Consider the following 24,550-nt stretch of genomic DNA (forward strand, 5'->3'; position numbering starts at 1 on the left):
CTTCGAGCCCGCCCCGGCCGGCGTCGGCACCGGCCGCGCCTGAGCGCGGCACCCCCGGCACCCCGGACCCGGACGGGCGGGCCGGCGTCGTCACGACGTCGGCCCGCCCGTCCGCGCGAGGGGGGCTCAGTCGTCCTCGCGCCAGCGCGCGGCCAGCTCGCTGCGCGAGCGCACCCCGAGCTTCCGGTAGATGCGCGTGAGGTGGTACTGCACGGTCTTCTCCGCGAGGAACAGGGACCGGGCCACCTCCTTGTTCGTCGCGCCGCCGGCCACGAGCCCGGCCACGGCCTGCTCCTGGGCGGTCAGCTCCTCGTCCCGGGACCCGGTCCCGGCGGGGGCCACGTCCACCACGACGTCGCCCATCGGCTCCATGCCGGTGGCCTTCAGCTCCCGGTCGCACCGGTCCACGTAGGTGACGGCGCCGAGGGACACGTACAGCTCCCGGGCGGCCTGCAGCACGGTGAAGGCGAGCCGGCGCTTGCCCGCGCGGCGCATGGACTGCCCGAACGCGAAGTTGATCCGGGCGCGCAGGTAGGGCCGGTGCAGGCCCTGCAGCCGCTCCAGGGCGGTCTCGAAGCGCTCGCGGGCCCCGTCCACGTCCCCCCTGCGCGGCAAGCAGGCGGCCCCACGCCCAGTCCAGGCGGGCCTCGTCCGTGGCCACGGCGCGCTCCCGGGGCACGCCGGCCATCCCCTCGAGGAACTCCTGCGCCTGGTCGAGCCGGTTCGTCATGACCAGGGCGTTGACGTACGTGTCCTGCCACGGCCAGAAGGAGACGTGCTCGGCCGTCCAGGGGTCGATCTCGGTGAGCGGCTCGAGCGCCTCGAGGGCGCTCGCGTAGTCCCCCCGGGACTCGTGGAAGCGGGCGCGGGCGAGCTGCGCGGGCACCTGCATCACGCGGTAGGAGCTGCGGTGGGCGCCCGCGAGCGCGAGGTAGTGCCGGGCCCGGTCCAGGTCCCCGCGCAGGGACCACAACTCGGCGGCGGTCCAATACAGCAGCGGCCCGATCAGCGGCATCCCGGCCGAGTGCATGCGGGACTCGGCGCGGATCACGGTGGTCGCGGCGGCGTCCCACTCCCCCAGCACCAGCTGGGTGCGGGCGAGCCACGCCTCGGCCCATAGGGCGATGCGCAGGGACCCGCCGCGCGAGCCCAGGGGCGCCGCGGCCTCGAAGTTGACCAGGGCGTGCTCGACGTCGTCGAGGCGCAGGGCCAGCCAAGCCGATCCCATCAGCACGCGCTGCTTCTGCGGGCCCTCCTCGGCGCGCAGGAGGGCGCGGGCGTAGGACTCCTCGGCCTCCCGCCAGCGGCCCTGCGCGTAGAGCCCGAGGCCGCGGATGGCCGCCGCCTCGATCCGCGCGGGGGCGTCCCGCTCGGCCAGGTGCACCGCCGTGTCCGCCCACTGCACGAGGGCGGGGCCGTCCCATTCGGCGAGGCCGTGCAGCACGAGCCGCTGGGCCACGGTGGCGGTGCCGGCGGGGTCCTCGTCCGGGTCGCTGGCCTCCCACGCCGCGTCCAGCTGCATGGCGGCGCTCTGCTGCAGGCCGGCCGCCGTCGAGAGGTAGCCGAGCACGGAGGAGCGCAGCGCTGAGGGCGGCATGGCGTCCACGGCCGCCCGCCACGCCTGGGCGTGGGCGATGCTGCCGGCGCCCACGAGGGCGTCGACGGCGCGCAGCAGCCGGTCCGCCCGCTGCGCCGGGTGACGGGAGAGGCGGGAGGCCGAGAACAGCGCGGTGGCCACCTCGTTCCACGCCCCGAGGCCGGCCTGGCGGTCGGCGAAGGCCTCCATCTCGGCGGCGAGGTCCTCGTCCACCCCGATGGTGGCGGCCACCCGGTGCGCCAGCTGCGTGGCCTCGTCCGTGACGGCCTCGGCGGCCCGGCGGTGCAGCGCCTGCCGGCGGCTGGGCGGGATGAGGTCGTACACGGCGGTGCTCGCGCCCGGGTCCACGAAGCCCACGGTGGCCGGGGCGTCGGCGGCGCTGAGCCGCACGAGGCGCAGCCGGTGCCCCTCGTCCAGGGCGCCGAGGATGTGCGCGTCGGAGACGCCCTCGGCCTCGTCCCCGCCGAGCACCCGGCGGATGGTGTCCAGGCCGGCGGTCGGGCCCAGCACGGCCACGGCGTGCACGACGTCGGCCATCGCCTCCGAGCCCTCCCGCAGGCGCGCCTCCACGAGGGCGCGCATCCGCGCCGACGCCGGCAGCGAGGGGAACCAGTCCTCCCAGGTCTGCTCGGGCAGCTCGTCGAGCAGCTCGACGATGGGCAGCGGCAGGCCGCGGGTGTGCTCGACGACGCGCTGGGCCGCCGTCGCGGTGAGCTCGAGGTGCCGGCGCTGGCGCGCGAGCTCCTGCACCTGCCCGCCGTCGAGGGGGTCCAGGGTGAACCGCAGGACGCGGTGCCCGGCCAGCAGGCCGGTGGGCAGCGCGTGGGCGCGGGCCGGGTCCAGGGCGAGCACGAAGAGCACGCGCCGGTCCCGCAGTCGGCGCATCACGAACACGAGGATGCGCAGGGTGGCCTCGTCCAGGTCGTGCACGTCGTCCACCGCCACCACCACGGGGCCGGCGGTCTGGTGCGAGTCCAGGTGGACCATGAACGTGGCGGCGTGGTGCGCCGCCTGCGTGGGGGTCAGCGCCTCGAAGCCGGGGACGGCGGGCTCGGCCGCGGGGTCGTAGGCCTTCTGCGAGCGGATCGGGGCCGTCTGCATGAGCTGGGAGTAGCCGGCCAGCGGCAGCTGGCTCTCCCACGCGTCCCCCACCGCGCTGAAGAAGCGGGTCTCGGGGCGGGCGGCCGCGCAGCGGCGCAGGAACGTCTCGAGCACGGCCGTCTTGCCCGCGCCGGCGGGCCCCGAGAGGACCACGGTGCGCACGTGCCCCTCCGCCACGTGCTCGAAGGTCCGCTGCAGCTGCCGCAGCACCTCCTCGCGGCCGACGAGGTGGCGGTCCGGCGTCGGGGCGGTGTCCGGGCGGGCGGGGAGCATGGGCGGATCCTCTCATGCGGCGGATCCCCGCCGCCGTGCGGCGGCGGGGATCCGGTCGGCTCTGCCGGGGGCGGGGCGCTCAGCCCAGGTCGCCGCCGGCCACGGGCGTGATGCTGCCCGTCAGGTACGAGGCCTCCGGGGAGGCCAGGAACACGATGGGCGCGGCCTGCTCGTCGAGCGTGCCGTAGCGCTTGAGGAACGAGGAGTCCACGGTCTGGTCCACGATCGTCTGGTACCAGGCCTTCTCCTGCTCCGTCTCCGCGCCGGGCCCGCGCTGCACGCGCCGCGGCGGCGCCTCGGTGCCGCCCGGGGCGGTGGCCACCACGCGCACGCCGCGCCCGGCCACCTCCATGGCCAGCGACTGGGTCAGGGCGTTCACCCCGCCCTTGGCCGCCGCATACGGCACCCGGTGCATGCCGCGGGTGGCCACCGAGGAGACGTTGACGATCACCCCGGAGCCCGCCTCGAGCATGGCCGGCAGCACGGCCCGGCACATCCACAGCGTGGGGAACAGGGAGCGGCGGATCTCCTTCTCGATCCGCTCCTCGTCGTACTCCTCGTACGGCCGGGCCCAGATGGTCCCACCCACGTTGTTCACGAGCACGTCCACGCGGCCGTGGCGCTCGCGGGCGGCGGCCACCACGGACTCGGCCCCGGAGAAGGACTCCAGGTCCGCCGTCGTCGCCGACGCCGACCCGCCGGCGGCGCGCGCCGCGGCGTCGACCTCGGCGGCCACCTCGTGGACGAGGTCCGCGCGGTCCGCGAGGACCACCTGCCCGCCCTCGGCGGCGATCCGTTCGGCCACGCGCCGCCCGATCCCCTGGGCGGCGCCCGTCACCACGGCCACCTGCCCGTCGAACCGGCCCGGGGCGATCAGGCCGCCGGCGTACGCGGCCGGCATCAGACGCGCGCCTCGACGACCGCGATCGCCCCCGTCATGGTGGTCTTCGCGTCGGTGGCGTGGGCCATGATCACGTCGCGGGCGCGCTCGCGGTCCTTGTCCCGGAAGGCGGCGACGACGTCGAGGTGGTCCTGCGCCACGCGCGAGAAGATCTCGGTGCCCTTCTCGAAGGTGGCCTCCATCTGAGCGTGGATGTCCAGCCGGCGGTAGGACTCCAGCAGGGTGGGGTTGCCCGAGATGGTGAACAGGTACTCGTGGAACTCCTCGTTGGTGCGCACACACTCCTCCGCGTCCACCACGGCGGAGCCGTCCACGAGCGTCGCGGTGGCCTCGGCGAGGCGGCCGAACTGCGCCAGCTGCTCCTCGGAGAGCCGGCCCATCATCAGCTCGGTGATGGCCAGCTCCAGGCCCATGCGGGCGTCGAGGTGGGCGTGCGAGTCCTCGCGGCTGAAGTCCAGGCGGCCGGTCTCCAGGCTCGAGACGGACTCGGCGGCGGTGATCGTGTCGCCCTGCTCGGCGATGGTCTGCGCCGACGGCGGGGCGCCGGTCTCGGCGTCGCCGCCGGTCTTCTCCTTGGGCGCGAAGCGCTCGAAGTAGAAGTTGGCGGGCTCGACGCCCTCGGCGTCCAGCCACGACGCCACGGCGTTGACCATGGGCGGCGGGCCGCACAGGTAGACGTCCACGTCGCCGTCGTTGAGGTGCTTCGGCTCGATGATCTGGGTGACGTAGCCGGTGTGCGGCGCGGAGGTGCCCGGCTCCGAGGCGATCAGGTCCCACGTGAAGTCCGCCAGGCGCTCCTCGTAGGCGCGCAGCCAGTCCAGGCCCACGATGTCCGCCTCGCGGCTGACGCCGTAGATCAGGTGCACGGGCTGCGCGAAGCCGTCCGTGGCGAGCTTCTCGAGGATGGACATCAGCGGGGCCAGGCCGGTGCCGCCGGCCAGCAGCAGCAGCGGGCGCTTGGGCTCGCGCAGGAAGAAGGAGCCGAAGGGGCCGGAGAACTCGATGGCGTCCCCCACCTCGGCGCGGTCGCGCAGGTACTCGGACATCGCGCCCTGCGGGGTGATGCGCACCATGAACGAGTTCTCGGCGACCTCGGGGCCGGTGCTGAAGGAGTAGGAGCGCTCCACGTCCGTGCCGGGCACCTTCAGGTTCACGTACTGGCCGGGCAGGAACGTGAGGTCCTCGCGGCGGTCCGTGTCCAGGGTGAAGGAGATCGTGGACTCGGAGTGGCGGTCGATCTTCGAGATCGTGGACGTGAAGGTGGACGCGCCGGTCTTGGCGGACTCGGCCGTGGCCGGGACCTGGATGCTCATGTCCGACTCGGGCACGGCCTGGCACGTGAGCAGGTAGCCCTTCTCGAGCTCCTCCTCCGTCATCGCGTCGTCGATGAAGTCGCCCGGATCGAACGAGCCGGAGTCACAGAACGACTTGCACGTGCCGCACGCGCCGTCGCGGCAGTCCGAGGGCAGGTTGATGCGGGCCTTGTAGGCCGCGTCCATGATGGTCTCGAAGTCGCCGACCTTGACGACCTTCGTCACGCCGTCCTCGAAGTTCAGGGCTACCTGGTGTCCCATGGTTCCTCCTGGGGGTTCTGGGCGGGCCGCTGCGGGCCCGGGGGTGTGCTGCTGGGGGGACCCGTGCGGGTCAGATCATGTAGACGTCCACCACGTGGCGGATGTAGTCGTTCTTGAGCACGACCTTCTTGCGGCGGATCTGGGGGGTGCCGCCGGCGAGGTCGATCGTGTAGTGGCTGGTGCCGAAGTATGTGTCCGTCGTGTGGTAGCGGAAGTACAGGGTGAACCAGTTGAAGCGCACCTGGACGGTGTCCCCGTCGCGCTCGAGGATCTCCACGTCGGTGACGTTGTGGCCCGTGCGGGGGTCCGGCAGGGACGTGGCCGAGGAGCGGTCCGTCTTGATGCGGAACACGCGGTCCTCGAGGCCGCCGCGGTTGTCGTAGTAGATCAGGGAGATCTCGGACTGCGGGTCCTCGGTCAGCTCGTCGTTGTCGTCCCAGGCCGGCATCCAGAACTCGGCGTCCGGGTGGTAGCACTCGATCCACTCGTCGAAGCGGCGGTCGTCCAGCAGGCGGGCCTCGCGGTAGAGGAACGCGCGGACCTGTTCGAGCAGGAGGGCGTCCTCGGCGGTGGACACGGTGAAGGTCTCGGTCTCGGTCATGGTCATGGTCATCTCGGGGTCTCCTCGGAAGCGTCTCGGGCGGCGCGGCTCAGGAGCCGGCCAGGGCGGCCTGGCGGTCGGTCATGGCCTGCTCGACTTCGACGGCCTTCTCCATGACGTCGTGCCAGTAGCCGTGCTGGATTGGGTAGAGGCCCTCGTCCTCGGTGCGGACGCCGGAGGCGATCACGCCGTCCATGCCGAGCGCGGCGGCCTGCTCGTCCGGGCCCGCCACCTGGTGGGCGGCGCCGCGGGCCATGTCGTTCCACTTGGCGGTCTTGGCCCAGTAGGTCTTGTTGCAGGAGCGGAACTCCTCCAGGTCGTCCGGGGTGGCCATGCCGGTGGCGTTGAAGAAGTCCTCGTACTGGCGGATGCGCCTGGCGCGGTTCTCCGCGGACTCGCCCTTGGGGGCGATGCAGTAGATGGTGACCTCGGTCTTGTCCGCCGAGATCGGCCGGAAGTGGCGGATCTGGGAGGAGAACTGGTCCATGATGTAGACGTTCGGGTACAGGCACAGGTTGCGCGAGATGTTGATCATGAAGTTCGCCATCTCATCGCCGTACTTCTGGACGAGCTCCTCGCGGCGGTCCCACAGCGGGCGGTCCTCCGGGTTGGTCCACTCCTGCCACAGCAGCAGATGGCCGTGGGGGTAGGAGTAGAACCCGCCCTTGACCTTGCCCCACTTGCCGGCGTCCATGGCCTTGGTCTTGTTCGCCGAGTCGCCGGCGGTGCGGCGGGCGGTGGTGGCGGCGTAGTTCCAGTGCACCGAGGTGACGTGGTAGCCGTCGGCGCCGTTCTCAGCCTGCACCTTCCAGTTGCCGTCGTAGGTGTAGGTGGAGGCACCGCGCAGGACCTCGAGGCCCTCCGGGGACTGGTCCACGATCGAGTCGATGACCTTGGCGGCGTCGCCCAGGTGCTCCTCGAGGGGCAGCACGTCCGGGTTGAGGGAGCCGAAGAGGAAGCCGCGGTAGGACTCGAAGCGGGCCACCTTGGTGAGGTCGTGCGAGCCCTCGGTGTTGAAGCCCTCGGGGTAGCCGCCGTTGCGGCCGTCCTTGACCTTGAGCAGCTCGCCGGAGTTCTTGAACGTCCAGCCGTGGAACGGGCAGGTGAAGGTGGTGCGGTTGTCCGTCTTGCGGCGGCACAGCATGGCGCCGCGGTGCGAGCAGGCGTTGACGAGGCAGTGCAGCTGCTCCTCCTTGCCCCGGGTGAGGACCACGGGGGTGCGGCCGATGTAGGTGGTGAAGTAGTCGCCCACCTCGGGCAGCTGGGACTCGTGCGCCAGGTACACCCAGTTGCCCTCGAAAATGTGGCGCATCTCCAGCTCGAAGAGCTCCTCGTCGGTGAAGATCTCGCGCTTGGCGCGGATGACGCCCTGCTCGCGGTCGTCGATGATCGCGTCGTCCAGCACGTCGCGGACGTGGTCGAGGTTCAGGGTCATGGGGGCACTCCTTCTGGCGGTGACCCGGGTCCGGCGGCGGTGGCGGCCGGCCCGGTGAGTCGATACGCCTGCCAGTCTGCTGGCCGGTGACGGGGGTCACATCAGGGGATGCCCTAGGGCTGGCCCAGGGGGTGGGCAGGGGGTCAGGGGGTGGCCCCGCGCGGGGTGGTCAGACGGGCCACGGCCCAGCCGATCACGATCCCCCAGAAGGCCGCGTGGAGGTTCAGCAGGTCCAGCCCGGAGACCGTGACGATGAACGCCGTCAGCGCCCCCAGGGCGTGCGGGCCGGAGAACGCCGTGAGGAACGCCTGCAGCAGCGAGCGCAGCATGGCCAGCCCGCCCAGGGTGAGGATGAACGCCTCCGGGGTGGCGAGCATCGCGCGCACGATCGCCGGGGCCACGAGGGCGCACGCCAGGAAGAGCACCGCGTAGACCAGCGCCGCCGTGTACTGCCGGTGCCGCTCCCCCGAGGCGGTGAGCAGCGCGTTCGTGGGTCCGGTGACGCACGCCGAGACGGCGCCCACCGCGGCGTTGACCAGGGAGAACGCGCCGGATGCCACGGTGTAGGCGTTGATCGGCGGGCGGTGGCCGGCCGCCGTGAGCACCGCCTGGCCCTGGCCGTTCTGCACGAACAGCACGGTGATGGCCAGCGGAACCACGAGCTCGAGCTGGGCGGCCCACGTGAACTCGGGCGCCGTGAACACCGGTGCGGCCAGGGTGGGCCCGTCCGCGAGCGCGAAGCGGCCGGAGAGCGCGACGGCGGCGATCCCCACGAGCATCGCCCCGAGCACGGGTGGCATCCGCCGCCCGAGCGCCGGGACGGCGGTGAGCAGCAGGAACACGGCGATCATGGGGCCGGCCACGGGCAGGTCGGTGCGGGCGGAGTGCACGATGTCCGTGCCGAAGCGCAGGAACACGGCGGCGACCATGGCCATGACGATGGGCATGGGCAGCGCGGCCGTCACGCGCCGCATCACGCCCGTGAGCCCGAGGGCGAGCACGAGCACGCCGCAGCCGAAGAACGCGCCGACCACCTCGGCGAAGGAGAGGTGCTGCAGGGACGGCCCCACCAGGACCGTGCCGGGGATGGACCAGGCGAAGCCCAGGGGTTGCCGGTAGAGCACGGACATCACCAGGGTGGCCAGCCCGGCCGAGAGCAGCATGCCGAAGACCCAGGACGCCGTATGCGCCTGGCTGAGGCCGCCGGCGGCGCCCACGGCGAGGGTGACGGCGGCGGGGCCGGACACGGAGAAGACGACGCCGAGCAGCCCGTTCACCGCGTACTGCGGCCCCAGGTCCCGCAGGATCCGGCGCGGGCCGTACGGGCGCCGCGGGCGCTCCACGGGCGGCTCCGCGACCGGCGCCTCCCGGCGCTCCGCCGGATCCTCGACGACGGCCTGACCGGGCTGCTGCTGCGTGGTGAACATGGGTGCGCCTCGTCTCGGGGTCGTGCGGCGGGCGCGTCGGGGGTGCGCCCGACGCACGGTCGTGCGACCGCACTGCCAGTCCAGTAGAGCCCCGGCGCGGGCGGACCGGGGGTGACCCTGGGTTCGCGCCAGGGCCACCCCGGTGTCCCGCGTCACACCCGGCGGCCGTCGTCGAGCGCGGCGCCCGATCGCCCCGCCTCGCCCAGAGCCCCTACCCGAGCCCCCGTCCCGAGTCCCCGCCGCCTCGTCCTCAGAGCAGGGTGCCCTGCGCGGGCTCCTCGGCCTGGATCAGCTCGGGGCCGTCGTTGCGGACGTTCCCCACGGCTGTGCCCACGGGCCGCAGCACCCAGCCCGCCGCGACGTCGTAGGCTCCGGCGCACACCTGCCCCACGAGCGCGTCGGCCTCCTCGGCCGAGCCGAGCCGCCCCGGGGTCAGCCAGGCGTCCATGGTCTCCGCGTCCAGGGGCACCGGGAGGCGGTCGTGCAGGTCGCCGAGCGACCCCAGGACCTCGTCCTCGTCGTCCGCGTCCGGGGCGGCCATGGTGAGGATCGTCGTCGAGAGCACCCACGGGTCCCGCCCGGCCGCCTCGGCCTCAGGGTCCTGCCACCACTCGTAGAGCCCCGCGAACCAGATGACCGGCCCCTCGCCGTCGCCGGCGCCGACCGGGTGCACGTAATACGGCTGCTTCTTCGCGGCCTTCCCGTCCGGCCCCTTCGCGCCGGGCTCCGGAGCCTTCCACTCGTAGTACCCCTCGACGGGCACGGCGCAGCGACGCGCCTTGACGGCGGCACGGAAGGTCGGCTTGGACGCGACGGTCTCGGACCGGGCGTTGAACGCGCGCGAACCCACGGCCAGCTCCTTGGCCCACGGCGGGACGAGCCCCCAGCGGGCCACGTGAAGCTCCCGGCGCACGGCCCCGTCCGCCTCCCGCTCGAGCAGGATCGGTACGTCCGAGGTGGGCGCCACGTTCCAGCTGCGCCTCAGCTCCAGCCGCTCGTCCGGCAGCTCCCCGCCGCCGAGCGCCACCAGGTCCCCGGCCGCCCGGGCCATCACATACCGTCCGCACATGCACCCCAGTGTGCCCCCGGCGTCGCGCTCAGGACACGCCGTCGGCACCCGGGTCCGCACGGCGCGTCGTGAGCGCAGCGCCGTCGGCGTTGCGGCGGCGGCACGGCGGCCAGGGTGCGGCCCGGCGCCGCCCTGTGGTGGGATGGAGGCAAGTCACCCCATCGACCAGGAGGTCCCCCGTGCCCCAGAAGGTCCGCGGCATCGTCGCCATGGCGAAGGACGCCCCCGTCACCCTCGAGACCATCGTCATCCCCGACCCCGGGCCCGGTGAGGCCGTCGTGGACGTGAAGACGTGCGGCGTCTGCCACACGGATCTGCACTACGTCCAGGGCGGGATCGGCGACGAGTACCCCTACCTGCTCGGCCACGAGGCCACGGGTGTGGTCTCAGCGATCGGCGAGGGCGTCGACCACGTCAAGGTCGGCGACACCGTGATCCTCAACTGGCGCGCCGTGTGCGGCGAGTGCCGCGCATGCCGCAAGGGCGAGCCGAAGTACTGCTTCAACACCCACAACGCGACCCAGAAGATGACCCTCGAGGACGGCACGGAGCTGTCCCCGGCCCTGGGCATCGGGGCGTTCGCGGACAAGACGCTCGTCCACGCCAAGCAGTGCACCAAGGTCGATGGCGTCGACACTCCCGAGGAGCAGGCCGCGGTCGGCCTGCTCGGCTGCGGGATCATGGCCGGCATCGGCGCGGCCATCAACACCGGCGAGGTCAAGCGCGGCGAGTCCGTGGCCGTGATCGGCTGCGGCGGCGTCGGCGTGGCCACGATCGCCGGGGCGAAGCTCGCCGGCGCCACCACGATCATCGCGGTGGACATCGACGCCAAGAAGCTCGCCAAGGCTCAGGAGCTCGGCGCCACCCACACCGTGAACTCGAAGGACGAGGACCCCGTGGAGGCCATCCGCGCGGCGACCGGCGGCTTCGGCGCCGACGTGGTCATCGAGGCGGTCGGCCGCCCGGAGACCTACGAGCAGGCGTTCTACGCCCGGGACCTGGCCGGCCGCGTCGTCCTGGTGGGCGTGCCCATCCCCGGCATGGAGCTGAAGCTGCCCCTGCTGGAGGTCTTCGGCCGAGGCGGCGCGCTGAAGTCCTCGTGGTACGGCGACTGCCTGCCGGAGCGCGACTTCCCGATGCTCGTGGACCAGTACCGCCTGGGCCGCCTGCCGCTCGACGAGTTCGTCACGGAGACCATCGCCCTGGACGAGGTGAACGAGGCCTTCGAGACGATGAAGTCCGGCAACGTCCTGCGCTCGGTGGTGGTGCTCTGATGGCGCGCATCGACCACCTGGTCACCTCCGGCACGTTCTCCCTGGACGGGGAGACGTTCGACGTGGACAACAACGTGTGGATCGTGGGCGGCGCGGAGCAGTGCATCGTCATCGACCCGGCCCACGACGCCTCGGCAGTCTGGAAGAAGGTGAACGGCCGCCAGGTGCTGGCCATCGTCCTCACCCACGGCCACGACGACCACATCCGTCAGGTCCAGGAGTTCCGCCAGATGGTGGACGCCCCCGTGCTGCTCCATCCTGCGGACCGCATGCTCTGGGACGACGTGTTCCCGGACGAGGAGCCGGACGGCGCCCTCGCCGACGGCGACGTGCTGAAGGTGGCCGGCGTCGAGCTGCGGGTGCTGCACACCCCCGGTCACTCCCCCGGCTCGGTCTGCCTGTACGCCCCCGCCCTGGGCGAGGCCGGCGACGACGGCGACGACGGCGCCCCGACGGGCGTCGTGTTCTCCGGCGACACCCTGTTCCAGGGCGGGCCCGGCGCCACCGGCCGCTCGTACTCGGACTTCGACACGATCATCGAATCCATCCGCGAGCGCCTGTTCCCGCTGCCGGAGGCCACCGTGGTCCACACCGGCCACGGCGACTCCACCACGATCGGCACGGAGAAGCCGCACCTGCAGGAGTGGGTCGACCGCGGCCACTGAGGACGCGCCGAGGTGGGGAAGAATGGTCCCCCGTGACCATCCTCCCCGCCTCGCCCCCTCACTCCGTGATCCTGCTCGGCGGCGCGTCGGGCTCCGGCAAGTCCTACCTGGCCCGGCGGCACGGCCGGCCCCACCTCTCGCTCGATGCGTTCTACCGTCCGCAGTCCGACGACGGCGCCGCGGGTGGGCCCGGCCCCGTGTTCCCGCGCACCCCGTACGGCGAGATCGACTGGGACCACCCCGGAACGTGGGATGAGCAGGCGGCCGTGGACGCCGTCGTCGAATTGCTCGAAGAGGGCGCCACGCGCGTGCCCGACTACGACATCTCCACGTCCTCCGTCCGGGGGCACAGCACCGTCGCGCTCGAGCCGGGCGGGGTGATCGTGGCGGAGGGCATCTTCGCCGAGCGCATGCCCGCCGCCCTGGACCGGGCCGGGGTCGGCTACGCGGCCTGGTACATCGACCAGGCACGGACCACGACGGCGGCCCGCCGGTTCGTGCGCGACGTCGCCGAGCGTCGCAAGCCGGTGCCGTTCCTCGTGCAGCGGGGCTGGTCCCTGTATCGGACGGACGCGGCGCGCCGGGCGGCGGCCGTGGCGGCCGGCTTCACCCCGCGACGCAAGCGGGAGATCATCGCCGACCTCACGGCCTGACGGCCCGCCCGCAGCCGGGCCGCCCGTGCCCTCAGCCGGAGGTGCCCGCGCCGAGGACGGCGAGCTGCTCGTCCACGACCTCGAGACCGGCGGCGGCCGCCCACGCCGTGTACTCCTCCCGCAGGGCCGCGGCGAACGCGGGAACGCTCACCCCGGGGCGCACGTCCTCGGCCGCGCCCGCCGTGCGGGGGTCCATGTCCAGGCCGAGCTCCCGGTAGACGTCGACGAGCACGGCCCGCAGCGGGGCGGGGTCCGACACCACCACGTGGGTGGAGAACAGGAACGCCCCCTTCACCACGCGCTGCGCTGAGCCGGCCAGCTTCACCGGGTATGTCGGCGCAGGCCCCTGCACGGAGAACTCGCCCGGGCAGTACTCCCCCGGGATCTCGCCCACGGAGGCGGGCACGTCCATGCGCGCGAACGCCCGCACGAACAGGTCGGCGAACTCGGCGAACCGGGCCTGCTGCGTGAGTGCGGCGTCCTCCTGCTGGCTCAGGTGGTCCACCACCAGGCAGCCGTGGTGGTAGGCCGCCGCCCGTCCGCCGGCCCGGCGCACCGCCGGCTCGAAGCCGTGGGTCCGGGCCGCCGCGGCCGCGGCCTCGAAGCCAGGCAGCCGCGCGTCGCGCTGGCCGAACGCGACCGTCGGTTCGGGCACGTAGACGCGGATCAGATCGTCGAGGGCCCTCCCCTCGGCCGCCGCGGCGCGGAAGACGGCCAGCTCACCCATGGCCCAGTCGAGGTCGTGGGCGGCCCCGAGGGTCCGCTCCTGCACGGCCCAGCGCAGCCGGGGAGCTGCGCTCACAGGCCGCCCTCGACCGGCCAGGAGCGCAGGGTGAGGGTCTGCTCGACGTGGGCGAAGGGGCCGTCGTCGTCGTGGAGGACGGTGCTGGTCAGGCCCACGCCGTCCGGGCCCACCGTGACCTGCCCCGCGAGGCCGAGCCAGTGGCCGGTGGGCTCGCGGTACAGGTGGATCTGCAGGTCCACGTTGGGGAAGAACCATCCGCCCGGCTTCGCCGGCAGGGCCGGGGCGATCCCGTTGGCCGCATCGGTGAGGCTGATCAGGCGCACCAGGTCGCTCGTGCTCTCCCCCGCCACCATCTCGCGGTCCGTGGTGAGCCAGACCCGGCCGTGGCCCGGCCCGTGGCCGGGCAGGACGACGCCGTCGAGGGAGGCGATGTACCCGCCTGCCCATCCCTGGAGTGCGTTGTGCGCCTGCGCCTGCGAGCGCGGCGGGAGGGGCTCGTCCGGCAGCTGGGCGACGGCGGAGGTGTCCGAGGTGGACAGCAGCCAGGCGCGCAGGGTCAGCACGGTGCGGCCCCGGGCGTGGAGCACGGACTCGACGAGCTCGATGGTGCGGCCCGGACGCAGGGTGCGCGTGACCACCTCGAGCTCGCCCGACCAGAGCGTGCCCAGGATGTCGTAGGAGAGCCGTCCCACCCGCAGCCCGGGGGTGGTCTCGTGCGCGGTCACCTCGTGCAGCAGCAGGCCCGAGACGGCGGCCATGTGCATCTCCTCCTGCCGCCATGCGCCCTGGGCGTGCACGGTGGAGCGCACGCGGGAGGTGCGGACGCCGTCGGCGTCCACGGTGGGCTCGCCGAGGCGGACGTAGAAGGCCAGGGGATCGTCAGCGACGGAGGTCGCGGCGGTGGAGGTGATGTCGGTCATGGGCCGAAGTCTGCCAGAACGACGACGGCCGGTGACGTCCCCGCGGGGATGTCACCGGCCGCCACGGCGTGGGCCGAGCCGGGGTTCAGCGGCGCATGACCTTGCGGGCGATGCCGTTGCCGATCAGCTGCAGCGCCTGGACGAACACGATCACCACGATCACGGCCAGCCAGGTGACCTCCGGACGGAACCGGTTGTAGCCCTCCACGATGGCGAAGTTGCCGACGCCGCCGCCACCGATGATGCCCGCCATCGCGGACATGTCCACGAGCGCGATGATCACGAACGTGAAGCCGAGGATCAGCGGGCCGAGGGCCTCGGGCAGCACCACGGTGCGCACGATCCGCATGCGGGAGGCGCCCATCGCGCGGGCGGCCTCGATCACGCCGGGGTCCAGCGAGACGAGGTTCTGCTCCACGATGCGGGCGATGCCGAACGTGGATGCCCAGATCATGCAGAACACCACGGCGGTGTTGCCGATGCCGGTGCCGAGCGTCGCGATGGTCAGCGGCTGCAGGGCGGCGATGAGGATGACGAACGGGATGGGCCGGATGAGGTTCACGATGAAGTTCGTGACCAGGTAGACGGCGCGGTTGGCGAAGATGCCGCCCGGGCGCGTGGTGTAGAGGATGAGCCCGACCAGCAGGCCGAGGACGCCGCCGAGGACGAACGCCCAGCCGACCATGTAGAGGGTGTCCCCCACGGCGGTCAGGAGCTCGGGGCCGTAGTACCCCCAGTCGAGGTTCTGGAAACGGTCGATCACTGCTGCACCTCCTGCACGTCCCCGGCGCCGGCCAGGTCCGCGACGAACGCGTCCACCGCGGCGGCCTCGCCCGTGAGCGCCACGGTGAGCAGGCCGTACGCGGAGTCCTTGGTGGCGGACATGCCGCCGTGGGCGATCTCGAAGCCGACGCCGCGCGTCGACGCGGTGCCGAGCACGGCCGAGACCGCGGCGGAGTCCTTGAGCGAGACCATGATCAGCCGACCCTCGGTGCGCGCCCGGATGCGTGCCACCTCCTCGGCATTCGGCCGGTCCTTGAGCGCCGTGGCCACGAAGGACGCGGCGTCGGCGGAGTGGGCGGGCCGGGAGAAGAGGTCGTAGACCTTGCCGGACTCCACCACGCGGCCGGTGTCCATCACGGCGACGCGGTCGGCGATCGAGCGGATGACCTCCATCTCGTGGGTGATGGCCACGATCGTGACCCCGAGCTCCTCGTTGACGCGGCGCAGCACGGAGAGCACCTCGTGCGTCGTCGAGGGATCCAGGGCGCTGGTGGCCTCGTCCGCGAGCAGGATCTCCGGCTCGGCGGCCAGGGCGCGGGCGATGCCGACGCGCTGCTTCTGGCCGCCCGAGAGCTGCTCCGGGTAGTGCTTGGCCTTGTCCGCCAGGCCGACGAACTCGAGCAGCTCCGCCACGCGAGCGCGGCGCTTGGACCGCGGCCAGCCGGCTGTGTCCAGGGCGAACTCGATGTTCCCCGCCACGGTGCGGGAGGTCAGCAGGTTGAACTGCTGGAACACCATGCCGATGCGGGTGCGCAGCGGGCGCAGCTTCGCCTCGGACAGGTGCGAGACCTGCTGGCCCAGCACCGTGACGGTGCCCGACGTCGGCTTCTCGAGCCCGTTGATCATGCGGATGAGGGTGGACTTGCCGGCGCCGGAGAAGCCGATCACGCCGAAGACCTCACCGCGTCGCACGGTGAGCGAGACGTCGTCCACGGCCGTGACGCCGCGGCCCTTCTTGGCGGTGAAGACGCGGCTCACGTGGTCGAAGACGATCACCGGCTCCCCCGGGACGCCCTCAGAGTGGCGCCCCGGGGTGACCGCATCACGGTCGGACGTATGGGAACCTGCCATGGATCAGGCGTCCTGCTTCGCGATCGCGTCCTGGTACTGCTTCAGGGTCTCGTCGATCTGGGCGGCGTCGAGCTGCACCGGCACGCTCGTGTCGGAGGAGAGCTTCGCGGACTCGTCCAGCACAGCCTGCTCGTGGTACAGGGCCGCGACCTTCTTGTAGGTCTCGTTGTCGCGGTCCGCACGACGCACGGCGAAGCCGTTGACGAACGGCTTGGCGGAGTCGGCCTGGGGGTCGTCCTTGAACAGGGCGGTGTTCGTGTCGATGCCGGCGTCGGCCGAGAACGTGTTGTTGATGACCGAGCCCTGGACGGACTCGAGCGCGTTCACGGTCTGCTGCGCGGCCACGGGCTGCACCTTCACGGTGGAGGCGGCCTCGTCGATGTCGCGGACCTCGGGACGGATGGTGTCGTTGGACAGCGTCAACAGGCCGGCGGCGACGAGCACGTTGATGGCGCGGGCCTGGTTCACGGTGTCGTTCGGGATGGCGACGGTGTCGCCCTTCTGGAACTCGGAGACGTCCTTGTACTTCTTGGAGTACAGGGGCAGCGGGATGATCTCGGTGGTCCCGATCAGCGTCAGGTCCTTGCCGGAGGCCTGGTTGTAGTCGGCCAGGTAGGCGATGTGCTGGAACCAGTTCATGTCGATGTCGCCGTTGTCCAGCGCCGGGTTCGGCTGCGTGTACTCGGTGAAGTTGCGGATCTCGACGTCGATGCCGTGCTTCTCCTTGGCGAGCTTCACCAGGGCGCGGTGCGTCTCGTTCTCGGACACGACGCCGATGCGCACGGTCTGGGCGCCGTCGTCACTATTATCCTCGGCCTGCGAGTTGCAGGCGGTCAGGGCGAGCGCGCCGACCGCGGCCAGGGACAGGCCTGCGAAGGAGCGGCGGGAGATGTTCGAGGCGGTCATGGGGTTCTCCTTGGAGGACAGGGCGAGGCCGCCGGCGCGGGTGGGCACGGCGGGCGCGGAACGGTGCGGGGTGGGCCGTGCGGTGGGTGGTTCCCCGCGGGGCATAGCACGGCGGGCGGGGGCGAGAGACGCCCCGAGCCGGAGGCCGGGATCCTTTCGAACGCTGCTCTTGCCCGTCCCCCAGTCACCGCGGGCTCCCCTCGAGGGGTCTGCACGCAGCGGAGGCGGGCCGCTTCTCGGTCCGTTGCCACCCGTGAACATGGGGTTGGCGAGCGGCTCGTCATGGGACCACGTGGACCCGCCGAGGCGGGGTCCACAGCCGCTTCTCCTGAAGCTGGGCCCAAGCCTATCGCAGCGTGTGCGCTCCATCCGGCGTGATGGTGACGCGCAGCGTCATACTGCGGGGCCCGGGGCCGAGGTGTGATGCATCTCGCGAGACGACGACGGCCGGTCGCCTCCACGGGGAGGCGACCGGCCGTCGTCGGGACGGGGATCAGGCGGGCGAGGTCAGAAGTCCCAGTCCTCGTCCTCGGTGTTCTCGGCCTTGCCGATCACGTAGGAGGAGCCGGATCCGGAGAAGAAGTCGTGGTTCTCGTCCGAGTTCGGGGAGAGCGCGGAGAGGATGGCCGGGTTCACGTTGGTGGTCTCGGCCGGGAACATCGGCTCGTAGCCGAGGTTCATGAGCGCCTTGTTCGCGTTGTAGTGCAGGAACTTCTTGACGTCCTCGGACAGGCCGACGGCGTCGTAGAGGTCGTGGGTGTACTCGACCTCGTTCTCGTACAGCTCGAACAACAGCTCGAAGGTGAAGGCCTTGAGCTCCTCGCGCTTCTCCTCGGGCAGAGTCTCGATGTTCCGCTGGTACTTGTAGCCGATGTAGTAGCCGTGCACGGCCTCGTCGCGGATGATCAGGCGGATCAGGTCGGCGGTGTTGGTCAGGCGCGCGTGGGCGGAGAGGTACATGGGCCAGTAGAAGCCCGAGTAGAACAGGAACGACTCGAGCAGGGTCGAGGCGATCTTGCGCTTGTACGGGTCCTCGCCGTCGTAGCGCTCCACGATCAGGGAGGCCTTGCGCTGCAGGTTCTCGTTCTCCCGGGACCAGCGGAACGCCTCGTCGATCTCCTTGGTGGAGGCCAGCGTGGAGAAGATCGAGGAGTACGACTTCGCGTGCACCGACTCCATGAACGCGATGTTCGTGAGGACGGCCTCCTCATGCGGGGTGATGGCGTCCGGGATGAGGGAGACGGCGCCCACGGTGCCCTGGATCGTGTCCAGCAGCGTCAGGCCCGTGAACACGCGCATGGAGAGCAGCCGCTCCTCATCCGTGAGGTGGGACCAGGACTGGACGTCGTTGGACAGCGGCACCTTCTCCGGCAGCCAGAAGTTGTTGACGAGGCGGTTCCACACCTCCACGTCCTTCTCGTCCTGAATGCGGTTCCAGTTGATCGCCTCGACGAGGTGGTTCGTCTTCACGGTGTCGGTCACTTCGGTCATCGTTCCTTCGGGGATCGGGCGGGCGGGGGCGACGGCGGTGCTGGGGTCCGGCGGGGGGCGCCGGTCACAGCATGCAGGACACGCAGCCCTCCACCTCGGTGCCCTCGAGCGCGAGCTGGCGCAGGCGGATGTAGTAGATCGTCTTGATGCCCTTGCGCCACGCGTAGATCTGGGCGCGGTTCAGGTCGCGGGTGGTGGCCGTGTCCTTGAAGAACAGGGTCAGGGACAGGCCCTGGTCCACGTGCTGGGTGGCGGCGGCGTACGTGTCGATGATCTTCTCGTAGCCGATCTCGTACGCGTCCTCGTAGTACTCGAGGTTCTCGTTGGTGAGGTACGGCGCCGGGTAGTACACGCGGCCGAGCTTGCCCTCCTTGCGGATCTCGATCTTCGAGGCCACGGGGTGGATCGAGGAGGTCGAGTTGTTGATGTAGGAGATCGAGCCGGTCGGCGGTACGGCCTGGAGGTTGCGGTTGAAGATGCCGTGCTCCATGACGGACGCCTTGAGCTCGCGCCAGTCCTCCTGCGTGGGCAGGGTGATGCCGGCGTCGGAGAAGAGGCCCGCCACGCGCTCGGTGGCGGGCTTCCACTCCTGCTCGGTGTACTTGTCGAAGAACTCGCCGGAGGCGTACTTCGAGTCTTCGAAGCCGCCGAAGCGCTCGCCGGTCTCGATCGCGATCTTGTTCGAGGCGCGCAGCGCGTGGAACAGGACGGCGTAGAAGTACATGTTGGTGAAGTCCACGCCCTCCTCGGAGCCGTAGTGGACCCGCTCGCGGGCGAGGTAGCCGTGCAGGTTCATCTGCCCCAGGCCGATGGCGTGGGAGGCCGAGTTGCCCTTGGCGATGGACGGCACCGACTGGATGTCCGACATCACGGACACGGCGGTCAGGGCGCGGATCGCGGTCTCCACGGACTGCCCGAAGTCCGGGGAGTCCATGGTCTTGGCGATGTTCATGGAGCCGAGGTTGCAGGAGATGTCCTGGCCGATGTGGGAGTAGGTCAGGTCCTCGTTGTACTCGGACGCCTCGGAGACCTGGAGGATCTCGGAGCAGAGGTTGGACATGGTGATCCGGCCCTTGATCGGGTTGGCGCGGTTCACGGTGTCCTCGAACACGATGTACGGGTAGCCGGACTCGAACTGGATCTCGGCGAGGGTCTGGAAGAACTCGCGCGCGTTGATCTTGGTCTTCTTGATCCGCGCGTCGTCGACCATCTCGTAGTACTTCTCGGTCACGGAGATCTCGGAGAAGGGCACCCCGTAGACGCGCTGGACGTCGTAGGGCGAGAACAGGTACATGTCCTCGTTCTTCTTGGCCAGCTGGAAGGTGATGTCCGGGATCACGACGCCCAGGGAGAGGGTCTTGATGCGGATCTTCTCGTCCGCGTTCTCGCGCTTGGTGTCGAGGAAGCGATGGATGTCCGGGTGGTGCGCGTTGAGGTAGACGGCGCCGGCGCCCTGGCGCGCGCCGAGCTGGTTGGCGTAGGAGAAGGAGTCCTCGAGGAGCTTCATCACGGGGATGACGCCGGAGGACTGGTTCTCGATCTGCTTGATGGGGGCGCCGTGCTCGCGGATGTTGGTGAGCGAGAGGGCGACGCCGCCGCCGCGCTTGGACAGCTGCAGGGCGGAGTTGATGCCGCGGGCGATCGACTCCATGTTGTCCTCGATGCGCAGCAGGAAGCAGGAGACGAGCTCGCCGCGCTGCTTCTTGCCGGAGTTGAGGAACGTGGGGGTGGCCGGCTGGAAGCGGCCGGCGATCATCTCGTCCACGAGGTGGGTGGCGAGCTCCTGGTCGCCGCGGGCGAGGTGCAGGGCGACGACGGCGACCCGGTCCTCGTAGCGCTCGAGGTAGCGCTTGCCGTCGAAGGTCTTGAGCGCGTAGGAGGTGTAGAACTTGAACGCCCCGAGGAAGGTGGGGAACCGGAACTTGGCCTTGTAGGCGCGGTCGAAGAGCCCGCGGATGAACTCGAACGGGTACTGCTCGAACGTCTCGGTCTCGTAGTAGTCGTTCTTCTGCAGGTAGTCGAGCTTCTCCTCCAGGTCGTGGAAGAACACCGTGTTGGTGTTGACGTGCTGCAGGAAGTACTGGCGCGCGGCGGCGTGGTCGGCCTCGAACTGGATGCGGCCGTCCGCCCCGTAGAGGTTCAGCATGGCGTTGAGCTCGTGATAGCCGAGGTTCTGCCACTCGGCCGGCATGTTCTTGGCCTGGCGGATGAGGTCCGCCTCGGTGGGTGCGGTGAGGGTCATGTCCACAGTCCTTCCAGGCCGCCCCGGACGCTGTCCACGTCCTCGGGGGTGCCCATGAGTTCGAATTTGTACATGAGGGGCACCTGGCACTTGCGGGCGATGATGTAGCCGGCCAGGCAGTAGGCCTCATGGAAGTTGGTGTTCCCGGATGCGATCACGCCCCGGATCCAGGTGCGGTTACCGGGGACGTTGAGGAACTTGATCACCTGCTTGGGCACCGCCCCCGGTCCGTCACCGCCCCCGTAGGTGGGGGTGAGGAGGACGTAGGGGGCGGTGGCACCGAGCGTGGGCTCCCGGGTGATCAACGGCAGGCGAGCGACCCGGTCCTCGGGGAGCTCGAGCTTCTGCACGAAGCGGTGCGTGTAGTTGGAGGCGGAGGAGAAGTAGATCAGTCCCGCGTCCGTGGGGACCAGTCCCTGCGCCTCGGCCGAGCGGATGTGGCCCGGGTCCGCGGCGACGGTCACCGTCGCTCCGGTCAGGCCACCGACGCGGCGGCGGCCTCGGCGAGCTCGGCGATCTTGTCCGGGCGGAAGCCGGACCAGGAGTCGGTCTCGGTGACGACGACGGGCGCCTGCATGAAGCCGAGGCCGCGGACGCGCTCGAGGGCGGCCGGGTCCTGGGACATGTCGACGATCTCGTAGGCGATGCCCTTCTTGTCCAGTGCACGGTAGGTGGCGTTGCACTGCACGCAGGCCGGCTTGGTGTACACGGTGACGGTCATGGCGATCCCTGTTCCTTCGTGGTCTCTGGTGGTCTAAGGGTGTCGGCGCGGCGTCCGCGAGGTGAATCACGGGGCGTGCCGAACATCTGCGTCGATACTACATCTAGTGACGACCGACGTTGGCTGTCCCTACATGTAGTAGTGACACCCGTGTAGTTACGGATCCCCAGTCCCTCCCCACACTGTCCACATCCGGGCTCCGCGCGCGATCCGCACGGCCATGCGGGACACGCCGAGGCCGCCCCCGGATGTCCACAGTCGGTGGAGAACCCTCGTCCCCCGTTTCCGGTGCCGGAAGTCACGTGCGCCACCTCTTCTCGTCGGCGTGTCCCCCTCGCCCCGGACACTAGATGTGGATCCGGACGGGATAAGGGCCCGCCCCGCACACGCGACGACGGCGGCCACCGGACTCCGGTGACCGCCGTCGGGAGACGTGGACGCGGCCTCCCACCGCTCCCCCGCCGGGTTGTGCTCACGACTCGCCGTCCGCGCGATCTGCAGGCGGCGAGTCGTGCGCGCAACGAGGTGCGAGCAGCCGGGATCAGACCAGGCCGAGTCCCTTGCGGAAGCGGACCAGCACGCCCGCCGCGGCCGCGCCGAGGGCGGCGAGCCACCACGCGGCGCCGTCGCCGGTCTCCACGGTCTCGGGGACCTCGTGGGCGTCGTCGTCCGCGGCGTCGTCGTCACCGGGCGCCGGCGCGCCCGGGTCCTGGATGCCGGGCGAGACGGGCGGGGGCCCTGGCGGACGCCGTCCTCGTCGTCGCCGCCCAGGCCGTGGGCGCGCAGCAGGGCCCAGTCCGTGGGGCGCAGGGCGTCGCCGTCGAGCCCCGGCGCGGCGGAGCGGGCCCCGGAGGTGGCCTCGTACTGCTCCGGGCCCATGAAATCGAGCAGCGCGATGCGGGTGCGGACGGTCCCCTCCTTGTCCGGGCCCGTGTACGCGTGCCACATCCACGGCTCCGTGATGCCCGAAGACCAGATGTACTCCGTGTACCCACGGGCGCCGTCCATCAGAGCGAGCGTCGCCGGGAGCTCCTCCATGGACAGGAGCGGGCCCGTCTCCATGAGGGAGTTCGTCTCCCGCGTGGTCGTGGCGACGTCAAGCCAGTGCAGGGCCGACGGGTCCGCGGGGTCGGACACCGGGATGCAGTCCGCATCAGGCGAGGTCACCAGCACGCCCGTGCCGTCGGCATTGCCCGAGTCGTTGACGCGCAGCACGGCCGCGCCCCACGTGACCACGGGGGCCATCTCCTCGCCGTCCACCACGTCCGAGGCGCACGCGGTGCCGCCGACGGGCATCCAGGCCCGCGCCACGTCCAGGGCGCCGGCCACCTCCGCCACGCCATGGGCGCGGACGGAGATCTCCACGCGCTCCGGCGTGCCGATCGCCTCCTGGATGTCCCGACTGCTGACGGCGCCGACCGGGTCGGCCCCGCCACGGTGCGCCACGGTCGTCCAGGCGTCGCCGCCCTCCGGCCGCACCCGGACCTCGACGTCCTCGGCGGCGTGGGCGTCCGGCGTGGAGACGGCGTCCCGGAGCACGAACATCACGTCGAACCGGGTCCCGTCCGCGTCGCGGGCCTCCGACATGGAGCCGATGAGGCAGCCGTAGACCCCGTCCGAGCCGACGCCGGGCTGGGCCTGGGCGGGGCGGCGAACGAGGCGGCGAGCAGGCCGGCGCCGGCCACGGCGGCGGCGAGACGGACTCGGCGGGACGGGGCGGTGGGCGCGGCGGTCGAGGCCGTGATGGTCACGGTGATCTCCGCGGATGCTGAGTGACGGCGACGGGACGATCCGTCCCGTCCGCGGCCCGGCCGCAGCGGTCTCCCGCTGCGGCTCGGCCCGACGGCTACGAATGTAGGGCCGAGTCGTGGCACAGCGGAAGCACAGACCGATGACGAGTGCGACACCGCCCGGTCACGGCCGGCACGCAGCCCGCGCGGCGCGCCGTCGTCGCAGCGGGCCGCGCGCGGCTCCGCCCTCCCGTCCCGCCCCGCCAGGAACTACGGTGGACCCACGTTCCGCCGGATCGAAAGGAAGCGCCATGCCCTCCGTCCTGTTCGTCCTCTCCGCGTCCGACCACTGGACCCTGAAGGACGGCACCCGCCACGAGACCGGCTTCTGGGCCGAGGAGTTCGTGGTCCCGCACGACGTGTTCGCCGACGCCGGCTGGGACGTCGCCGTCGCCACCCCCGGCGGCGTGGCGCCCACCGTGGACCAGACCAGCCTGGGCCTGATGGGCGGCGCCCCCTGGAAGACCGACCGGCTGAAGAGGGACCTCGAGCGCCTCGCCCCGGTGCTGGACCGCCCCGTGGACCTCGCCGCCGTGGACGAGGCGGGGCACGACGTCGTCTTCTACCCCGGCGGCCACGGGCCGCTGGAGGACCTCTCCCGGGATCCCGTGTCCGGGGAGCTGCTGCGCTCGCGCATGGCCGGCGGCCGCCTCACCGCGCTCCTGTGCCACTCCCCCGCCGCGATGCTCGCCGTGCCCGGCGAGGGCGCGGACTGGCCCTTCGCGGGCTTCGCGATGACCGCGTTCTCCGACACCGAGGAGAAGCTCACCGGGCTGGCGGGCAAGGCGCCCTGGCTGCTCGAGGACGAGCTGAGGCGCCGCGGCGCGGACTACTCCTCCGCCACCCTCCCCTACCGGCCCCACGTGGTGGTGGACCGCCACCTCTACACCGGCCAGAACCCCCAGTCCTCCCGGCCGCTGGCCGAACGGATCCTCGCGGACGCGGAGGCCCGGCGATGACGGCGCGCGACGCCGCGGGCGGCCCCGCCGTCACGCGCAACGACGCCGAGTCCCGGTACGAGCTGCACGACGGCGGCACGCTGCTGGCGGTCCTGGACTATCGGGACAACTGCACCGCCGTGGCCCTCACCCGGGCCTTCACGATCCCCGTCCACCGCGGGCACGGGCACGCGGCCACGCTCACCGCGGGCGCGGTCGAGGACATCGAGGCGCGCGGTGGAGCCGCCGGAGGCCGGCAGATCGTCCCGCTGTGCTGGTACGTGGCGCAGTGGCTCGAGGAGCACCCGGAGAAGGTGCACCTGGTCGCGCCGCGCTGAGCGCCGTTCCGCTGACGTGGCGCCGCGCGCGCCCG

At 71.6% G+C, this 24,550-nt stretch carries 22 protein-coding genes and 1 pseudogene; 5 read left to right on the top strand and 18 right to left on the bottom strand.

The genetic code is table 11. The features are described 5' to 3' along the window. Nucleotides 1–126 precede the first annotated feature (126 nt). The 8 genes and pseudogenes from NWP10_RS12415 to NWP10_RS00575 all read right to left on the bottom strand — a co-directional run bounded on the left by NWP10_RS12415 (nucleotide 127) and on the right by NWP10_RS00575 (nucleotide 9,978). Nucleotides 127–495, bottom strand: a complete 369-nt coding sequence (locus NWP10_RS12415; RefSeq protein WP_309137681.1) for a helix-turn-helix transcriptional regulator — start codon at nucleotides 493–495, stop codon at nucleotides 127–129. A gap of 2,011 nt (nucleotides 496–2,506) precedes the next feature. Beyond that, nucleotides 2,507–2,971: pseudogene (locus NWP10_RS00545) on the bottom strand (ATP-binding protein); the annotation flags it as partial. 79 nt (nucleotides 2,972–3,050) lie between these two features. Continuing rightward, nucleotides 3,051–3,872 (bottom strand): 1,6-dihydroxycyclohexa-2,4-diene-1-carboxylate dehydrogenase, encoded by an 822-nt coding sequence (locus NWP10_RS00550; RefSeq protein ID WP_309137680.1) that lies wholly within the window; start codon nucleotides 3,870–3,872, stop codon nucleotides 3,051–3,053. Beyond that, a complete protein-coding gene (gene benC / locus NWP10_RS00555; protein WP_258299500.1) occupies nucleotides 3,872–5,446 on the bottom strand; it encodes a benzoate 1,2-dioxygenase electron transfer component BenC in 1,575 nt (524 codons plus the stop codon). Before benC ends, NWP10_RS00550 begins: the two co-directional genes overlap by 1 nt. A 70-nt stretch (nucleotides 5,447–5,516) precedes the next feature. After that, on the bottom strand, nucleotides 5,517–6,053 hold the full coding sequence (gene benB / locus NWP10_RS00560; RefSeq protein ID WP_258299527.1) for a benzoate 1,2-dioxygenase small subunit: 537 nt from the start codon (nucleotides 6,051–6,053) through the stop codon (nucleotides 5,517–5,519). 43 nt (nucleotides 6,054–6,096) lie between these two features. Further along, nucleotides 6,097–7,482, bottom strand: a complete 1,386-nt coding sequence (gene benA / locus NWP10_RS00565; protein WP_258299501.1) for a benzoate 1,2-dioxygenase large subunit — start codon at nucleotides 7,480–7,482, stop codon at nucleotides 6,097–6,099. Nucleotides 7,483–7,625: 143 nt separating this feature from the next. Further along, complete coding sequence (locus NWP10_RS00570; protein ID WP_258299502.1) at nucleotides 7,626–8,909, bottom strand: benzoate/H(+) symporter BenE family transporter; 1,284 nt, start codon at nucleotides 8,907–8,909, stop codon at nucleotides 7,626–7,628. A 250-nt stretch (nucleotides 8,910–9,159) separates the two neighbouring features. Beyond that, nucleotides 9,160–9,978 (bottom strand): SOS response-associated peptidase, encoded by an 819-nt coding sequence (locus tag NWP10_RS00575; protein WP_017487887.1) that lies wholly within the window; start codon nucleotides 9,976–9,978, stop codon nucleotides 9,160–9,162. Between the two features lie 179 nt (nucleotides 9,979–10,157). Here NWP10_RS00575 and NWP10_RS00580 point away from each other — a divergent pair, with 179 nt between their 5' ends. Genes NWP10_RS00580 through NWP10_RS00590 form a run of 3 tightly spaced genes read left to right on the top strand, consistent with a single transcriptional unit; the run spans nucleotide 10,158 to nucleotide 12,570 of the window. Next, a complete protein-coding gene (locus NWP10_RS00580; protein WP_258299503.1) occupies nucleotides 10,158–11,252 on the top strand; it encodes an S-(hydroxymethyl)mycothiol dehydrogenase in 1,095 nt (364 codons plus the stop codon). Further along, the gene (locus NWP10_RS00585) at nucleotides 11,252–11,917 is read left to right on the top strand and encodes an MBL fold metallo-hydrolase (protein WP_258299505.1); all 666 of its coding nucleotides are present in this window, start codon (nucleotides 11,252–11,254) and stop codon (nucleotides 11,915–11,917) included. Before NWP10_RS00580 ends, NWP10_RS00585 begins: the two co-directional genes overlap by 1 nt. 32 nt (nucleotides 11,918–11,949) lie before the next feature. After that, the gene (locus tag NWP10_RS00590) at nucleotides 11,950–12,570 is read left to right on the top strand and encodes a uridine kinase (RefSeq protein WP_258299506.1); all 621 of its coding nucleotides are present in this window, start codon (nucleotides 11,950–11,952) and stop codon (nucleotides 12,568–12,570) included. A 31-nt stretch (nucleotides 12,571–12,601) separates the two neighbouring features. Here the strand turns inward: NWP10_RS00590 and NWP10_RS00595 are convergent, their stop codons facing one another. The 10 genes from NWP10_RS00595 to NWP10_RS00640 form a co-directional block, all read right to left on the bottom strand. Continuing rightward, nucleotides 12,602–13,372, bottom strand: a complete 771-nt coding sequence (locus NWP10_RS00595; RefSeq protein ID WP_258299507.1) for a lipoate--protein ligase family protein — start codon at nucleotides 13,370–13,372, stop codon at nucleotides 12,602–12,604. Next, entirely contained in the window at nucleotides 13,369–14,235 is an 867-nt protein-coding gene (locus NWP10_RS00600) for a thioesterase family protein (protein WP_258299508.1), read from the bottom strand. The genes NWP10_RS00595 and NWP10_RS00600 overlap by 4 nt, the downstream gene beginning before the upstream one ends. Before the next feature lie 85 nt (nucleotides 14,236–14,320). After that, entirely contained in the window at nucleotides 14,321–14,998 is a 678-nt protein-coding gene (locus tag NWP10_RS00605; RefSeq protein ID WP_017487881.1) for a methionine ABC transporter permease, read from the bottom strand. Further along, the gene (locus NWP10_RS00610; protein ID WP_258299509.1) at nucleotides 14,995–16,089 is read right to left on the bottom strand and encodes a methionine ABC transporter ATP-binding protein; all 1,095 of its coding nucleotides are present in this window, start codon (nucleotides 16,087–16,089) and stop codon (nucleotides 14,995–14,997) included. The genes NWP10_RS00605 and NWP10_RS00610 overlap by 4 nt, the downstream gene beginning before the upstream one ends. A 3-nt stretch (nucleotides 16,090–16,092) precedes the next feature. Beyond that, the gene (locus NWP10_RS00615; RefSeq protein WP_258299511.1) at nucleotides 16,093–17,043 is read right to left on the bottom strand and encodes a MetQ/NlpA family ABC transporter substrate-binding protein; all 951 of its coding nucleotides are present in this window, start codon (nucleotides 17,041–17,043) and stop codon (nucleotides 16,093–16,095) included. A 459-nt stretch (nucleotides 17,044–17,502) separates the two neighbouring features. Then, nucleotides 17,503–18,486, bottom strand: a complete 984-nt coding sequence (gene nrdF / locus NWP10_RS00620) for a class 1b ribonucleoside-diphosphate reductase subunit beta (RefSeq protein ID WP_375162453.1) — start codon at nucleotides 18,484–18,486, stop codon at nucleotides 17,503–17,505. Nucleotides 18,487–18,550: 64 nt separating this feature from the next. Then, nucleotides 18,551–20,728, bottom strand: a complete 2,178-nt coding sequence (nrdE, locus tag NWP10_RS00625; RefSeq protein WP_017487877.1) for a class 1b ribonucleoside-diphosphate reductase subunit alpha — start codon at nucleotides 20,726–20,728, stop codon at nucleotides 18,551–18,553. Then, a complete protein-coding gene (nrdI, locus tag NWP10_RS00630; RefSeq protein ID WP_017487876.1) occupies nucleotides 20,725–21,192 on the bottom strand; it encodes a class Ib ribonucleoside-diphosphate reductase assembly flavoprotein NrdI in 468 nt (155 codons plus the stop codon). Before nrdI ends, nrdE begins: the two co-directional genes overlap by 4 nt. A gap of 11 nt (nucleotides 21,193–21,203) precedes the next feature. After that, a complete protein-coding gene (nrdH, locus tag NWP10_RS00635; protein ID WP_017487875.1) occupies nucleotides 21,204–21,449 on the bottom strand; it encodes a glutaredoxin-like protein NrdH in 246 nt (81 codons plus the stop codon). A gap of 156 nt (nucleotides 21,450–21,605) precedes the next feature. Continuing rightward, a complete protein-coding gene (locus NWP10_RS00640) occupies nucleotides 21,606–23,036 on the bottom strand; it encodes a hypothetical protein (protein ID WP_258299512.1) in 1,431 nt (476 codons plus the stop codon). A gap of 454 nt (nucleotides 23,037–23,490) precedes the next feature. Here NWP10_RS00640 and NWP10_RS00645 point away from each other — a divergent pair, with 454 nt between their 5' ends. Together NWP10_RS00645 and NWP10_RS00650 are read left to right on the top strand one after the other, a co-directional pair. Then, on the top strand, nucleotides 23,491–24,198 hold the full coding sequence (locus tag NWP10_RS00645; protein ID WP_017487873.1) for a type 1 glutamine amidotransferase domain-containing protein: 708 nt from the start codon (nucleotides 23,491–23,493) through the stop codon (nucleotides 24,196–24,198). Further along, complete coding sequence (locus tag NWP10_RS00650; protein WP_258299514.1) at nucleotides 24,195–24,515, top strand: GNAT family N-acetyltransferase; 321 nt, start codon at nucleotides 24,195–24,197, stop codon at nucleotides 24,513–24,515. Before NWP10_RS00645 ends, NWP10_RS00650 begins: the two co-directional genes overlap by 4 nt. Nucleotides 24,516–24,550 lie beyond the last annotated feature (35 nt).

This window comes from Micrococcus sp. HG099 (assembly GCF_024723355.1).
GTDB classification, from domain to species: Bacteria; Actinomycetota; Actinomycetes; order Actinomycetales; family Micrococcaceae; genus Micrococcus; species Micrococcus endophyticus.

Coding starts and splice junctions, on each gene's coding strand:
- NWP10_RS12415 (WP_309137681.1), bottom strand. CDS start 495: ATGCGCCGCGCGGGCAAGCGCCGGCTCGCCTTCACCGTGCTGCAGGCC.
- NWP10_RS00550 (WP_309137680.1), bottom strand. CDS start 3,872: ATGCCGGCCGCGTACGCCGGCGGCCTGATCGCCCCGGGCCGGTTCGAC.
- benC (WP_258299500.1), bottom strand. CDS start 5,446: ATGGGACACCAGGTAGCCCTGAACTTCGAGGACGGCGTGACGAAGGTC.
- benB (WP_258299527.1), bottom strand. CDS start 6,053: ATGACCATGACCGAGACCGAGACCTTCACCGTGTCCACCGCCGAGGAC.
- benA (WP_258299501.1), bottom strand. CDS start 7,482: ATGACCCTGAACCTCGACCACGTCCGCGACGTGCTGGACGACGCGATC.
- NWP10_RS00570 (WP_258299502.1), bottom strand. CDS start 8,909: ATGTTCACCACGCAGCAGCAGCCCGGTCAGGCCGTCGTCGAGGATCCG.
- NWP10_RS00575 (WP_017487887.1), bottom strand. CDS start 9,978: ATGTGCGGACGGTATGTGATGGCCCGGGCGGCCGGGGACCTGGTGGCG.
- NWP10_RS00585 (WP_258299505.1), top strand. CDS start 11,252: ATGGCGCGCATCGACCACCTGGTCACCTCCGGCACGTTCTCCCTGGAC.
- NWP10_RS00600 (WP_258299508.1), bottom strand. CDS start 14,235: ATGACCGACATCACCTCCACCGCCGCGACCTCCGTCGCTGACGATCCC.
- NWP10_RS00610 (WP_258299509.1), bottom strand. CDS start 16,089: ATGGCAGGTTCCCATACGTCCGACCGTGATGCGGTCACCCCGGGGCGC.
- nrdF (WP_375162453.1), bottom strand. CDS start 18,486: ATGACCGAAGTGACCGACACCGTGAAGACGAACCACCTCGTCGAGGCG.
- nrdE (WP_017487877.1), bottom strand. CDS start 20,728: ATGACCCTCACCGCACCCACCGAGGCGGACCTCATCCGCCAGGCCAAG.
- nrdH (WP_017487875.1), bottom strand. CDS start 21,449: ATGACCGTCACCGTGTACACCAAGCCGGCCTGCGTGCAGTGCAACGCC.
- NWP10_RS00640 (WP_258299512.1), bottom strand. CDS start 23,036: ATGTCGGAGGCCCGCGACGCGGACGGGACCCGGTTCGACGTGATGTTC.
- NWP10_RS00645 (WP_017487873.1), top strand. CDS start 23,491: ATGCCCTCCGTCCTGTTCGTCCTCTCCGCGTCCGACCACTGGACCCTG.
- NWP10_RS00650 (WP_258299514.1), top strand. CDS start 24,195: ATGACGGCGCGCGACGCCGCGGGCGGCCCCGCCGTCACGCGCAACGAC.